This is a genomic window from Streptomyces sp. NPDC096152, from assembly GCF_044763235.1.
GTDB lineage: Bacteria > Actinomycetota > Actinomycetes > Streptomycetales > Streptomycetaceae > Streptomyces.
The window spans coordinates 827,262-840,411 of the sequence record NZ_JBIWFW010000002.1; the positions used below are offsets into that span (position 1 = coordinate 827,262).

Annotated in this window: 12 protein-coding genes and 1 pseudogene; 11 read left to right on the forward strand and 2 right to left on the reverse strand. The window is 70.2% G+C overall.

What is annotated here, in order from left to right:
• Nucleotides 1–181: 181 nt before the first annotated feature.
• Nucleotides 182–2,158 (reverse strand): FAD/NAD(P)-binding protein, encoded by a 1,977-nt coding sequence (locus ACIQ9G_RS09395; protein WP_403607697.1) that lies wholly within the window; start codon nucleotides 2,156–2,158, stop codon nucleotides 182–184.
• Nucleotides 2,155–3,162 (reverse strand): amino acid ABC transporter permease, encoded by a 1,008-nt coding sequence (locus ACIQ9G_RS09400; protein ID WP_403607698.1) that lies wholly within the window; start codon nucleotides 3,160–3,162, stop codon nucleotides 2,155–2,157. Before ACIQ9G_RS09400 ends, ACIQ9G_RS09395 begins: the two co-directional genes overlap by 4 nt.
• A 593-nt stretch (nucleotides 3,163–3,755) precedes the next feature.
• Here ACIQ9G_RS09400 and ACIQ9G_RS09405 point away from each other — a divergent pair.
• From ACIQ9G_RS09405 to ACIQ9G_RS09455, 11 genes and pseudogenes are all read left to right on the forward strand, one after another.
• Entirely contained in the window at nucleotides 3,756–4,892 is a 1,137-nt protein-coding gene (locus tag ACIQ9G_RS09405) for an LLM class flavin-dependent oxidoreductase (RefSeq protein WP_403607699.1), read from the forward strand.
• Nucleotides 4,889–5,434 (forward strand): GNAT family N-acetyltransferase, encoded by a 546-nt coding sequence (locus ACIQ9G_RS09410; protein WP_403607700.1) that lies wholly within the window; start codon nucleotides 4,889–4,891, stop codon nucleotides 5,432–5,434. Before ACIQ9G_RS09405 ends, ACIQ9G_RS09410 begins: the two co-directional genes overlap by 4 nt.
• The gene (locus ACIQ9G_RS09415) at nucleotides 5,431–6,387 is read left to right on the forward strand and encodes an ABC transporter substrate-binding protein (RefSeq protein WP_403607701.1); all 957 of its coding nucleotides are present in this window, start codon (nucleotides 5,431–5,433) and stop codon (nucleotides 6,385–6,387) included. The genes ACIQ9G_RS09410 and ACIQ9G_RS09415 overlap by 4 nt, the downstream gene beginning before the upstream one ends.
• Nucleotides 6,388–6,408: 21 nt before the next feature.
• On the forward strand, nucleotides 6,409–7,431 hold the full coding sequence (locus ACIQ9G_RS09420) for an amino acid ABC transporter permease (RefSeq protein ID WP_403607702.1): 1,023 nt from the start codon (nucleotides 6,409–6,411) through the stop codon (nucleotides 7,429–7,431).
• Nucleotides 7,428–8,234 (forward strand): amino acid ABC transporter ATP-binding protein, encoded by an 807-nt coding sequence (locus ACIQ9G_RS09425; protein WP_403607703.1) that lies wholly within the window; start codon nucleotides 7,428–7,430, stop codon nucleotides 8,232–8,234. Before ACIQ9G_RS09420 ends, ACIQ9G_RS09425 begins: the two co-directional genes overlap by 4 nt.
• A gap of 37 nt (nucleotides 8,235–8,271) precedes the next feature.
• The gene (locus tag ACIQ9G_RS09430; protein WP_403607704.1) at nucleotides 8,272–9,255 is read left to right on the forward strand and encodes an ABC transporter substrate-binding protein; all 984 of its coding nucleotides are present in this window, start codon (nucleotides 8,272–8,274) and stop codon (nucleotides 9,253–9,255) included.
• 64 nt (nucleotides 9,256–9,319) lie between these two features.
• On the forward strand, nucleotides 9,320–9,727 hold the full coding sequence (locus tag ACIQ9G_RS09435; RefSeq protein WP_403607705.1) for a hypothetical protein: 408 nt from the start codon (nucleotides 9,320–9,322) through the stop codon (nucleotides 9,725–9,727).
• Nucleotides 9,728–10,121: 394 nt separating this feature from the next.
• Nucleotides 10,122–10,235 carry a putative leader peptide gene (locus ACIQ9G_RS09440; RefSeq protein WP_403607706.1) on the forward strand — a complete coding sequence of 38 codons (114 nt, stop codon included), beginning with the start codon at nucleotides 10,122–10,124 and terminating at the stop codon, nucleotides 10,233–10,235.
• Between the two features lie 80 nt (nucleotides 10,236–10,315).
• On the forward strand, nucleotides 10,316–11,524 hold the full coding sequence (locus tag ACIQ9G_RS09445; RefSeq protein ID WP_403607707.1) for an LLM class flavin-dependent oxidoreductase: 1,209 nt from the start codon (nucleotides 10,316–10,318) through the stop codon (nucleotides 11,522–11,524).
• A gap of 21 nt (nucleotides 11,525–11,545) precedes the next feature.
• Entirely contained in the window at nucleotides 11,546–12,955 is a 1,410-nt protein-coding gene (locus tag ACIQ9G_RS09450) for an NtaA/DmoA family FMN-dependent monooxygenase (RefSeq protein WP_403607708.1), read from the forward strand.
• Nucleotides 12,952–13,146 (forward strand): annotated as a pseudogene (locus tag ACIQ9G_RS09455) (LLM class flavin-dependent oxidoreductase); the annotation flags it as partial. The gene ACIQ9G_RS09450 and the pseudogene ACIQ9G_RS09455, both read left to right, overlap by 4 nt.
• Nucleotides 13,147–13,150: the final 4 nt, after the last annotated feature.

The window sequence follows — 13,150 nt, forward strand, 5'->3', positions numbered from 1 at the left end:
CGAAGGTGCGAGCCGTGTGCCTTACGCGCGGCAGCAGGCGGCACTGACGACGTGACCAAAGTCGACATGCCGACGACGAACGAGTCGTTGCTGCTTACGGGACATGTTCACCATCCTGTGCACCCTCGGCGGACGCCGTCAAGGTTTCCCTAGTAATTCCATAGGAAAAGTAGGAAAGGTCTCACACTCTGAGAGGTCGGCCGTCCACCGGAGACGTAGCCGTCTCAGCCTCGGTGGCGCTCAGGGCACGCAGGAGCGCGCGGGCGACGGCGTCGTTCTGGCGGAAGGCCGGCGCGTTGGTGCGGGGGCGGGCGAAGGCGGCGACGGCCCGGCTGTTGGTGGGGGCGCCCAGGGCGATGCGGCGGGGGTGGGGGCTGTCGAGGGACGGGTCGAGGACGTGGCCGTCCGTGGGGGAGACGGCGAGCAGGCCGGAGCGGTGGGTATGGGTGGGGTCGGCGATGACCTCCTCGGCGAGTGCGCCTTCCCGGTACAGGCCCCGCAGGAGTGGGTCCTCGGTGTGGGCCGGGGAGGGGCCCGGCAGGTACGCCTCGATCAGGGCCGTGGCGTGGGTGGTGTGGCCGGACACGGTGGGGCTGGTCGCGGTGAAGGTGCCGCTCGTCTCGTCGGTGGCGATGCGGATACCCGCCCCCAGGAAGTGGGCGATGCCGGCCCGGGACAGCGCGAGGAGTTGGCGCAGGCGGAAGCCGGGTGGGCCGGAGGCGAGGTAGCTGAAGAAGCCGTGCCACCAGCCGTCGAGGTCGTCGGCGACCGAGCGGGCGGTGAGCCGGCCGGAGGCGACGAGGCGGGGCAGTTGCCCGTAGACCGAGAGCAGGGCGAGGAACGCGCCGAGGTCGGCGCTGCACTCCGGGTTCTCGCGGCGGGTGACGTCCTGAGCGATGTGGTCGCGCAGGTGGTCCTGGAAGGCGTCCGGTGTGGGGAAGGCGAGGCCGTCCAGCGGGTGGTCCAGGGCTTCGAAGTCGAGCCTGTCCGCCGGGTCGGGTACGGCCGCGGCAACCAGGGCGGCCATCTCGTCGTCGTGCCAGCCCAGGCGGTCGTAGGCGGCGACGAAGTCCGGCCAAGGGAGGGCGGTGCGCTCCGGGTGGGCGTGGAACAGCTCGTGGTAGTGGCCGAAGCCGATCTCCTTGGCCATCAGCGGCCACACATCGCGCCGCAGGTCCAGCGGGCGGCCCTGGGCGAGCAGCCCGTCGACCGTCTCGGGGCCGAAGTGGCGCGGCAGCGGAGGCCGGGGGCCCTGGAGGCGGTAGCGCGTCTTGGAGTGGTACGGCACTCCGCGCCGCGATCCGACGTGCAGGACGGGCTCGCGGCCGGACGGGAGGTAGGTGAGGGTGCCGTCGGCCTCGGTGCGGTAACTGCCGCCGCGGCCCTCGGTGAGCAGCGCCATCAGGTCGATGAAGGCCAGCCCGAAGCCGCGCAGGATGACGTGCTCGCCGGGTCGCAGTGCGGACAGGTCGGCGTCGGCGGAGAACTCCGGCGGGAGGTGGAAGCGGCCGTGCCGGCGGGCGAAGGCGGCGTGGTCCCGGTGCTCGGCGGCGGGAGTGGAGCCGAGGTGTCCCTGGGCGAGGATCACCAGGTCGGCGGTGAGCGGAGTGGCACGGTCCGCGAGGTGCACCTGCTGCGGGCCGTCCGGGGGGCCGGCGACGGCGGTCGCGGTGGTGGGGTGCCACTCGACCGTGACGGTGGGCGGCAGCTGGGCCAGCGTCCTGCGGAACACCCAGTCCAGGTAGGCGCTCTGGGCGCGGCGGGTGGGGAAGTCGGACCCGTCGAGCGTGCGCAGTTCGGCGAGCACGTCCGGGTCGGCGGGTTCGGCGTACGGGGCGTGGTGTGGGCCCCTGCCGGAGAACTGGGCGGCCCACTCGGCGAGCGAGGGGCCCGGCTGTACCGGGCCGTCGATCGTGGAGGACTCGTCGGTGAACATGGTGACGTCCTCGGCCATGGAGTTCATTCGCAGCAGCGCCGACTGCTCGTGGCGCCAGATGCGTCCCGGGCCGGGCTGATGCGGGTCCACCAGGTGGATGCGCAACTCCCGTACGTCGTCCCACAGTTCGGGTGCGTTGGCGGCGATCCGCTCCAGCAGGCCCGTGGCGCGCGGCCCAGCGCCGACGACGACCAGGGCGGTCGGGGAAGGGGCGCTGTTCACCGGTCACCGCCGATCGCCGGGCGGGCGTCGGTGGCCGTGGCCGCGCTCAGCCGGTGGCGCAGGGCGGTCAGGTGGCCGCGCAGCCGTTGCAGTGGTGTCGGCGGCAGGGCGCGGGAGTTGCCGCGCGCGTAGTACCGCTCGACGTAGAACTGGCCCGCGCTGAGCACCGTGGTGACCGCGATGTACCACAGCGTGGCGACCATCAGCAGCGGGATGACCTGGTAGGTCTGGTTGTAGATCAGCTGCACCGAGTACAGCAGGTCGTGCACGGCCAGCACGCTGACGATGCTGGTGCCCTTCAGGGTGCCGATCAGCATGTTCCCGGCCGTGGGCACGATCGAGCGCATCGCCTGCGGCACCACGATCCGGCGCAGGGTGCGGCGTCTGCTCAGCCCGAGTGCCTGTGCGGCCTCGGTCTGCCCGGAGTCCACGGAGAGGATGCCGCCGCGCACCACCTCGGCGGCGTACGCGGTCTCGTGCAGGGTCAGACCGATGACGGCGGTCAGGGTGGGGCCGAGGAGGTTGACCGTCTTGACGGTGAGGAACCGCGGGCCGAACGGGATGCCGAGGCCGAGCGTCGGATACAGGGCGCCGATGTTGAACCAGAACAGCAGCTGCACCAGCAGAGGCGTGGACCGGAAGATCCACACATAGCCCCAACTCAGCGTGCGCAGCACAGGGTTGGCCGACAGCCGCATCACCGCGAGCACGGTGCCGAGCAGGAAGCCGAGCACCATCACCACGGCGGTCAGCCACAGGGAGAGCAGCAGTCCGTCGAGCACGGCGGTGGTGGTGAAGTACCGGCCCACCACGCTCCATTGGAAGGCGTCGTTGCGGACGACGGAGTTGAGCACCATCGCGAACAGCAGCAGCGCGGCGGCAGCGGTCGCCCAGCGGCCGAGGTGCCGGCGCGGCACGATGCGCGGCACGTCGGGGCCAGGCGCGCTCGACCGTTTCGGGGGTTTCGTCGCAGGGGCTGGCGTGACTTCGGAAGGCGTGACCATCGAGAGGTTCTCCGGGGGAGGGGATCGCAGGCGTGGGTGACCACCCGGTGGCACTCGCAGGGAGCGCAACGGCACAGGCGCTGCGTGCGTTCGGTGCGGCCGGGCTCGGCGTCGTCACATTCGCCGCGTCCCTCAACGCGGCCGGAGAGGCTGCCGCGCAGGGCGGCCGATCCGCTGTCGATCGTATGTGCCCAGGGCATCGATGTGTCAACAGCGTCCTGGGCAGGGCCGGTCCAGGCGGTCCGGCATCCGGGCGCTGCTTGACGAGCGCCACGATGTACTGCTCAATTAGTCGCATGAATGCCCAGCAGCGCTTGGTCTCGCGCGATCACATCGACTTCGGTCGGGTGTGGTCCGCCGCGTGTTGCGCCTGACTCGGCAGCGGGCCGTCTGACCGGCCCTTCCCTCCCTCGGTGACCCCGTTGCGGGCCGAGTTCTCTCCTCACGCGCGCTGCCGCAGCTCTGCTTCTCCCGACGCTCGACGTCGTCACGACTGCACCGACCCGTCTGCCTGACGGTCTGTGCGCTCATTCCTGCACGCAAGGCGATTCCGCCATGCCTGCGTGTCGCCGCACCCTGAAAGGCCATCTCCCATGCCCGTGGAGTTCCTCGGCATCGCCGCCACCAACGACGGCTCCGAAACCACGCCGCGCTCCGGCGCCGCGTTCGACAAGGAGTACACGCTCCGGCTCGCCCGGGCCCACGAGGACCACGGCTGGGACCGGGTGCTGTTCGCCTACGGCTCCGGGGCGCCGGACCCCGCACCGGCCGCCGCGTACATCGCGAGCAGGCTGGAGCGCCTGCAGATCCTCCTCGCCCACCGGCCCAACGTCTCCTACCCCACCTTCGCCGCCAAGACCTTCGCCACCCTCGACCGGATCAGCGAGGGCCGGCTGACCGTGCACTTCATCACCGGCGGCAACGACCACGAACAGGGCCGCGAGGGCGACACTCTCACCAAGGACGAGCGCTACGCCCGCACCCGTGAATACATCCGGATCGTCAAGAAGATCTGGACCACCCACGAGCCCTTCGACCACGAGGGCGAGCACTACCGTTTCCACGACTTCGTCAGCGACGTCTTCCCCGTCCAACAGCCCCGCCCGAATGTCTCGTTCGGCGGCTCGTCCCCTGCCGCGTACGCCGCCGGAGGCGCCGAGGCCGACATCTACTGCCTGTGGGGCGAGCCCCTCGCGAAGACCGCCGAGCAGATCGAGAACGTGAAGGCCGCCGCGAAGGCCGCGGGCCGCACCGACGTGCCGCGCATCCAGGTGGCGTTCCGCCCGATCATCGGCCCGACCGAGGAGCTGGCCTGGGAGAAGGCCCACCGCACGGTCGGCGCGATCAAGGCGCGCAAGGAGAGGGGCGAGGCGATCACCAAGCGCCACAACGGGCACGCGCAGCCGCAGAACGCCGGCTCGCAGCGGCTGATCGCCATCGCCGAGGCGGGGGAGCGCTACGACCGGGCCCTGTGGACGCCGACCGCCGCAGCGACCGGCGGCGCGGGTAACTCCAACGCCCTGGTCGGCACGCCCGAGACCGTGGCCCAGGCACTCCTCGACTACTACGACCTCGGCGTCGACATCCTCTCCGCACGCGGCTACGACCTGCTGGGCGACGCCATCGACTTCGGCCGGTATGTGATCCCGATCGTCCGCGAGGAGGTCGCCAAGCGCGATGCCGAGCGGGCGGCACGCGGGACGCAATCCCTTGCGGCGGTGGGCGAATGACCTCCGTAGCCCAACCGTTGTCGTCAGCGGTAAATGTGACGGTGCTTCATGTCCGTGTCTCCGACCCGCGCGTGAGGCCCCTGCTGCGCGAACTCGGCCACGAGTACTCCACGCGCTACGGCAAGGACGCCCACGCCGAGATCTCCCGCTACCCCGACGAGGAGTTCACCGAACCGTACGGCGGCCTGCTGCTCCTGCTGCTGGAGCGCGGCGAGCCCGTCGCAGGCGGCGCCTTCCGGCGGTACGACGCGACCACCGCCGAACTGAAGCGGATCTGGACCCACTCCGCCCACCGGCGGCGTGGCCTCGCCCGCCGTGTCATCGCCGAGCTGGAAAGCGAGGCGGGCACACGCGGCTACCGGCGGATCTACCTGACCACCGGGCCACGCCAGCCCGAGGCCCGCGGCCTGTACCTGGCCACCGGCTACACACCGCTGTTCGACACCGAGGCCGACCCGGAAACCATCGGCCCGCTGCCCTTCGAGAAGCATCTGCCGGCCGAAGCACGCACAGCACCCACGGGAAAGGCAGCCGGCCTGTGAACCTTCGCCCGATCAGAACCCGCCTGCGCATCGCCGCGATCATCGCGCTGCTGCCCGTAGCGGCGCTGACCGCGTGTGGCGCCGGCGACACCTCCGGCACCACACCGGCGGGCGCTCAGGCATCTCCCGCGCCGACCGACGACCCGGTCGCCGCCGTACGCAAGGTGGACTCCGTCACCGCCCTGCTGCCCGCCGACATCCGCAAAGCGGGCACGCTCCGCGTCGGCAGTTCGATCGGGTTCCCGCCCGGGGCGTACTACCCGAACGGGCAGGACAAGCCACCCGCCGGCCAGGACATCGACCTCGCCGACGCGGTGGCCAAGGTCCTCGGCGTGAAGCTGGAGCGGCAGGACGCCTCCTTCGAGACGATCCTGCCCGCCCTGGGCAGCGGCAAGTACGACTTCGGGACCGGCAACTTCGGCGTCACCACCGAACGCTTGAAGACCATCGACTTCGTCACCTACATCAACGACGGCCAGGGCCTCGCGGTGAAGACGGGCAACACCGCCCTCGGCAAGAAGGTCACCGAGCTCACCCAGCTGTGCGGGCTGACCATCGGCACGGGAGCCGGCACCACCTTCGAAGCGACCCTCACCGCGCAGAAGGGCGTGTGCGCCAAGGCGGGCAAGAAGCCGTACGACGTGAAGGTCTACTCGGAGAACGCGGCGACCCTCACCGCACTCCAGCAGGCCCGTATCGACGTGATCATGTCGACCATCAACGGCCTGCGCTACCAGGCGGCCCAGCCCGCCTCCCAGACCACCTTCCTCGGCGAGTTCCACCGCCTCGACGTCGGCTTCGCCTTCAAGAAGGGCTCCCCACTCACCAGGGCCTTCCAGGCCGCCGTCAACGAGCTGATCAAGGACGGCACGTACGCCCGGATCCTCAAGAAGTGGGGCACCTCCGCCTCCGCGATCGACACGTCGCGGATCAACCCGCCCGAGCACACCTGAGAGTTGAGCAGGAACACCACGATGGCATCCACCACCGACACCGCGCCGCCCGGCGCGGCCACCCCGGGCACCGGCCCCGGGGCCCCGCCCGCCCCGGACGATCCGGCCTCCCTCAAGGTCGTCCCCGCCCGCCACCACGCCCGCTGGCTGGCGGCCGTCGCCGTGATCGTGCTGGTCGCCCAGTTCGTGCACGGGCTGGCCACCAACCCGGTCTGGGAGTGGGGTGTCTTCAGCGACTACGTGCTGTCCGAGACGATCGTGCAGGCGGTGTGGGTGACCCTTCAGCTCACCGTGTACGCCACCGTGCTGGGCTTCCTCCTGGGCACCGTCCTGGCCTTCATGCGGCTGTCGCACAGCCCGGTGCTGCAGACCGTCGCCTGGACCTACATCTGGATCTTCCGGTCCATCCCGATGATCGTCCAGCTGGTGTTCTGGTTCAACCTGAGCGCGCTGTACGAGAGGCTGGGCTTCGGCATCCCCTTCGGCCCGGTGTTCTGGTCCGTCGACAGCAACAGCATCATCGGCACCATGGGCGCCGCCATCATCGGGCTGACGCTGCACCAGGCCGCCTACGCCGCCGAGATCGTCCGTGGCGGTGTCATCGCCGTCGACCACGGACAGCTGGAGGCCGCCGCCGCACTGGGCATTCCCCGGCTGCGGCAGATCCGCCGGATCGTGCTGCCGCAGGCCATGCGCGCCATCCTGCCCACTGCAGGCAACGAGATCATCGGCCTGCTCAAGGGCACCTCGGTGGTCTACGTGATGTCCATCGGCGAGCTGTTCTACCAGGTACAGGTGATCTACGGCCGCAACGGCCGGGTGATCCCGCTGCTGCTGGTCGCCACCGCCTGGTACGTGGTCCTCACCTCCCTGCTGTCGGTCGCGCAGTACTACGTGGAGCGCCGCTACGCCCGGGGCGCCAACCGCACCCCGCCGCCCACCCCGCTCCAGCGCGCCCGCCGCTTCCTCCGCACCCTGCGCACGGCCGCCGCCCAGCGCAACCAGCCCGTCATACCCCTGAAGCCCTTGGGAGACAGCCGATGAGCGACGTGACGGTGGCCGTCAAGGAAACGACGCCGACGGTCGACGACGTGATGGTGGACGTCCACGGCGTCCACAAGAGCTTCGGCCCGCTGGAGGTGCTGCGCGGCGTCGACCTCCAGGTCCGCGCCGGCGAGGTCACCGTGATCCTCGGCCCGTCCGGCTCAGGGAAGTCCACGCTGCTGCGCACCATCAATCACCTGGAGAAGGTCAACCGCGGCTGGATCAGCATCGACGGCGAACTCATCGGCTACCGCCGCTCCGGGAGCAAGCTGCACGAGCTGAAGGAGAAGGAGGTTCTGAAGCAGCGCACCCACATCGGGTTCGTCTTCCAGAACTTCAACCTCTTCCCCCATCTGACCGTGCTGGAGAACCTGATCGAGGCCCCCGTCTCCGCACTGCGCCGCCCGCGCAAGGCAGCGGAGGAGACGGCCCGCCGGCTCCTCGACCGGGTCGGCCTCGCCGACAAGGCCGTCGCCTACCCCCGGCAGCTCTCCGGCGGCCAGCAGCAGCGCGTGGCCATCGCCCGCGCCCTCGCCCTCGAACCCAAGGTGCTGCTCTTCGACGAGCCCACCTCGGCCCTCGACCCGGAACTGGTCGGCGAAGTCCTCGACGTCATCAAGGACCTGGCCCGCACCGGAACCACCATGATCGTCGTGACCCACGAGATCGGCTTCGCCCGCGAGGTCGCCGACACCGTGGCGTTCATGGACAGCGGAGTCGTCGTGGAGCAGGGCCCGCCCACGGCCGTCCTGGACGACCCGCAGCACGAGCGAACCCGCGCCTTCCTCTCCAAAGTCCTCTGACCGACCCTCACCCCTTTCACAAGCAAGGAGCACCACCGTGTCCACCTCGATCACCCGCCGCACCACCGCAGCCGCGCTCGGACTGACCGCCGCCCTCGTCCTCGCCGCGTGCAGCAACCCCTCCGACGGCGGCACGACCGAGGTCGCGGCCACGTCGGGCAGCAAGACGAAGATCAACATCAGCCCGGACCAGGACCGCATCACCACCGACAAGGTCGACTCCATAGCCGCCGAGGTCCCGGAGAAGATCCGCAAGAGAGGCACCCTGGAACTCGTCTCCTCCTCCGGCTCCGCCGCGCCGCTGACCTTCTTCGCCACCGACAACAAGACCGTCATCGGCGTCGAGCCCGACATCGCCTCCCTGGTCGCCGACGTGCTCGGCCTCAAGCCGCACATCAACACGGTCTCCTGGGAGAACATCTTCGTCGGCCTGGACAGCGCCAAGTACGACGTCGGGTTCAGCAACATCACCGTCACCGAGGAGCGCAAGGAGAAGTACGACTTCGCCACCTACCGCGAGGACAACCTGGGCTTCGAGGCGAAGAAGGGCAGCGGCCTGAAGGTCACCGGGCCCGAGGACGTGGCGGGCAAGACGGTCGCGGTGGGCAGCGGCACCAACCAGGAGAAGCTGCTCATCGAATGGAGCAAGGAGAACGAGAAGGCCGGCCGCAAGCCGGTGAACATCAAGTACTACCAGAACGACAGCGACACCTACCTCGCCCTCCAGTCCGGCCGCATCGACCTCTACCTCGGCCCCAACCCCACCGCCGCCTACCACGCGGCCACCACCGGCAAGACCGAGGTCGTCGGCACCTACTCCGGAGCCGGCGCCACCCTCCAGGGGCTCATCGCGGCCACCACCAAGAAGGACAGCGGCCTGGTCAAGCCGCTCGCCGACGCCCTCAACCACGTCATCGACAACGGGACGTACGCGAAGGTGCTTGAGCGCTGGGGCCTGTCCGACGAGGCCGTGACCAAGTCCGAGATCAACCCGCCCGGCCTGCCCAAGACCAACAAGTAGCAGACCTGGGGTGTGCAGGCCGTACGACGCCTGCACACCCCCGCCTTCGTCCAGGACACGAGTCATGCCCCGCGAACTCCACCTCTCCATCGCACTCGACGGGACCGGTCACCGCCCCGCAGAGTCCCGCGCAGCCGCCCACTGGACGGACCTGATCGGCCTCGCCGAGCAGGGCACCGTGGACTTCGTCACCGTCGGCGGCTCTCCCGCGCCACCGCACGACGACAGTGCCGGCCGGCTCGACCCGGTGGCCGTTCTCGCCCGCGCCGCGCCCCTGACCACCAGGATCGGCCTGGTCCCGGCGGCGACCACCACCCACACCGAGCCCTTCCGCAACCCCACCGCGAACGTGGACGCCCGCGTGTACTCCGGCATCCACACCCGCTCGGCCGACGAGGCCGGTCTCGTCCTCGGCGAGCGGGTGGCGACGCACGCCCTGCGCAACGCCGCGCGCCTGTTCGGCACGCTGTGAGCGACATCGGCACCAGGTGCGGCCGCCCACGGAGTGTCCCTAGCCATCACCGGGCTCGGCGTCGTAGCGGTCGGCTGTCGCGAGCTTCGCACTCGGCCTGAGCCCGGGCTCGGAGGGACCCACCGCCTTGCTGTCGAGCCTGCTCACGTCCACGCTCGGTGCGCCGGCGGCAGCTCTCGGCGCTCGGGCGGCCGAATCCGCTCACAGGCCATGGCGATCAGCCGCCCGCGGTGGCGGATGCTGCCGCCGGAAACGCCTCGGCGATCCGCCTGTACGAGTCCATCGGCTTCACCTTGCGACGCCGCTCGCCCATCCGGCTCGTCCGCAGCCCAGGAACATCGCGCGAAGCCGGGGCGTTGTGACTCACGACGAGATGTGCGAGGCGCCGACGCGCATGACCCTGAGGACGGAGGTGGCGGACGTGACGCACATATTCCACGCCGTCCACCTCCACTCCCGGCCCCACATAGACCTCCAGCGCGTGGCCGGCGCGCTCTGTTGTTCCTGACCCGTTCCTTCACCGCCGTTGTCTCCTCCTGTGTGAGGGGCCGGCGTTCTCGTCACGGACTTCCAGGAAGGCACCCACTCGTGTCCTCAACACCTCCTTCTTCCCTGCACCTTGCCGTCGCCCTGGACGGCACCGGCTGGCATCCCGCCTCCTGGCGCGAGCCGGTGGCCCGCCCGCGCGATCTGTTCACTGCCGGATACTGGGCCGATCTGGTCACCGAGGCCGAACGCGGTCTGCTCGACTTCGTGACCGTTGAGGACGGCCTCGGCCCGCAGTCCTCCCACTTCCTTGACCCGGACGAGCGCAGCGACCAGGTGCGCGGCCGCCTCGACGCCGTCCTCATCGCCTCCCGCGTCGCCCCGCTGACCCGGCACATAGGCCTGGTGCCGACGGTGGTCGCCACCCACACGGAGCCATTTCACATCTCCAAGGCGATCGCCACCCTCGACTACGTTAGCGCCGGCCGCGCCGGCCTGCGTGTGCAGATCACCGCCCGCCCGAACGAGGCCGCGCACTTCGGCCGCCGCACCATCCCGCGCATCGAGGCCTACGACAGCCCGGCCGCCCAGGAGGTGGTGACCGACCTGTTCGACGAGGCCGCCGACTACGTGGAGGTGGTGCGCCGCCTCTGGGACAGCTGGGAGGACGACGCCGAGATCCGGGACGCCGCCACCGGCCGCTTCATCGACCGCGACAAGCTGCACTACATCGACTTCGAGGGCAGGCACTTCAGCGTCAGGGGCCCCTCCATCACGCCCCGCCCACCGCAGGGCCGGCCGATCGTCAGCGCCCTCGCCCACCAGACCGTTCCGTACCGGCTGGTGGCCCGGCAGGCCGACATCGGCTACGTCACCCCGCACGACGCCGAGCAGGCCCGCGCGATCGTCGCCGAGATCCGCGCCGAGCAGGAGACGGCCGGCCGAGCAGGCGAACCCCTGCATGTCTTCGGTGACGTGGTGGTCTTCCTGGACGACGACCAGACTGCTGCGGAGGACCGGCGCGCGCGCCTCGACGCCCTCGTGGGGGAGCCGTACACCAGCGACGCCCGGATCTTCGCCGGTACTCCTGACCAACTCGCCGATCTGCTACAGGAGTTGCACAGCGCCGGGCTGACCGGTTTCCGGCTGCGTCCCGCCGTCGCCGACCACGACCTCCCGGCGATCACCCGGGGGCTGGTCCCCGAACTGCAGCGCCGCGGCGCCTTCCGCCGCGCCTACGAGGCCGACACTCTGCGCGGACTGCTGGGCCTGGCCCGCCCCGCCAACCGCTATGCCGCCGCGACCGCCTGAGCCGGAGGGACGACCACGACCATGAGCAAGCCGCTGAAGCAGATCCATCTGGCCGCCCACTTCCCCGGCGTCAACAACACCACCGTGTGGAGCGACCCGCGGGCCGGCAGCCACATCGAGTTCAGCTCCTTCGTGCACTTCGCGCGGACCGCCGAACGCGCCAAGTTCGACTTCCTGTTCCTCGCCGAGGGGCTCAGGCTGCGCGAACAGGGCGGGCAGATCTACGACCTGGACGTCGTCGGCCGCCCCGACACCTTCACCGTCCTGGCCGCACTCGCCGCGGTCACCGAGCACCTCGGTCTGACCGGCACCATCAACTCCACCTTCAACGAGCCCTACGAGGTCGCCCGCCAGTTCGCCAGTCTCGACCATCTCTCCGGCGGGCGCTCGGCCTGGAACGTGGTCACCTCCTGGGACGCCTTCACCGGCGAGAACTTCCGCCGCGGTGGCTTCCTGCCGCAGGAGGAGCGCTACTCCCGCGCCAAGGAGTTCCTGGCCACGGCGAACGAACTCTTCGACTCCTGGCACGGCGACGAGATCCTCGCCGACCAGGAGAGCGGCAGCTTCCTGCGGGACGCCAAGGCCGGCGCCTTCGTCCACACCGGGCAACACTTCGACATCCACGGGCAGTTCAACGTGCCGCGCTCCCCGCAGGGCCGCCCGGTGATCTTCCAGGCCGGCGATTCCGAGGAGGGCCGCGAGTTCGCCGCCTCCGAAGCCGACGCGATCTTCAGCCGGCACGCCACCCTCGAAGCGGGCCAGGCCTTCTACACCGACGTCAAGAAGCGCCTCGCCAAGTACGGCCGCCGCCACGACCAGCTGCTGATCCTGCCCGCCGCCACCTTCACCCTCGCCGACACCGACGCAGAGGCGGAGGAGCTGGCCAAGCTGGTGCGCCGCCAGCAGGTCAGCGGCGCCACCGCCCTCAAGCACCTGGAGTTCGTCTGGAACCGGGACCTGTCCTCCTACGACCCGGACGGGCCGCTCCCCGACGTCGACCCGGACATCAGCGACGACCACATCTCCAAGGGCCGAGCTCAGGTCCGCATGTACCGCGACCCGCTGGCCACCACCCGCGAGTGGCGCGAGCTGGCCGCCGCGAACAACTGGTCGATCCGCGACCTGGTCATTGAGACGGGCAACCGGCAGAACTTCATCGGTTCGGCCGAGACGATTGCCCGCACCATCAACGAGTTCGTGCAGGCCGATGCGAGCGACGGCTTCATCCTCGTCCCGCACATCACCCCGACCGGCCTCGACGAGTTCGCCGACAAGGTCGTCCCGCTCCTGCAGGAACAGGGCGTGTTCCGCACGGAGTACGAGGGCCCGACCCTGCGCGACCACCTCGGCCTGGCCCTCCCCCACTCTCGGCTTCGCTCGAGCGGGGGGACCCCCATCGACGACGTCCGCGACGAACGGGCAGCGTCGTGAAGTACCTCGCCATCACCCTGATCCTGCACCGGCCGGATCCGATCACCGGGGTACACAAGCCGACCCATGACCGCTTCCGTGAGGTCCTCGACAACGCCCTGCTCGCCGAGGAACTCGCCTTCGACGGCTTCGGCGTGGGGGAGCGGCACGAGCGGCCTTTCATCTCCCACGGCCGGGCTCCTCTGCTGAGCCGAC

Excerpts from the sequence above, each read along its gene's own strand:
- ACIQ9G_RS09420 (WP_403607702.1), top strand. The coding sequence starts at position 6,409 with ATGGCATCCACCACCGACACCGCGCCGCCCGGCGCGGCCACCCCGGGC.
- ACIQ9G_RS09425 (WP_403607703.1), top strand. The coding sequence starts at position 7,428 with ATGAGCGACGTGACGGTGGCCGTCAAGGAAACGACGCCGACGGTCGAC.
- ACIQ9G_RS09435 (WP_403607705.1), top strand. The coding sequence starts at position 9,320 with ATGCCCCGCGAACTCCACCTCTCCATCGCACTCGACGGGACCGGTCAC.
- ACIQ9G_RS09400 (WP_403607698.1), bottom strand. The coding sequence starts at position 3,162 with ATGGTCACGCCTTCCGAAGTCACGCCAGCCCCTGCGACGAAACCCCCG.
- ACIQ9G_RS09410 (WP_403607700.1), top strand. The coding sequence starts at position 4,889 with ATGACCTCCGTAGCCCAACCGTTGTCGTCAGCGGTAAATGTGACGGTG.
- ACIQ9G_RS09440 (WP_403607706.1), top strand. The coding sequence starts at position 10,122 with ATGACCCTGAGGACGGAGGTGGCGGACGTGACGCACATATTCCACGCC.
- ACIQ9G_RS09405 (WP_403607699.1), top strand. The coding sequence starts at position 3,756 with ATGCCCGTGGAGTTCCTCGGCATCGCCGCCACCAACGACGGCTCCGAA.
- ACIQ9G_RS09450 (WP_403607708.1), top strand. The coding sequence starts at position 11,546 with ATGAGCAAGCCGCTGAAGCAGATCCATCTGGCCGCCCACTTCCCCGGC.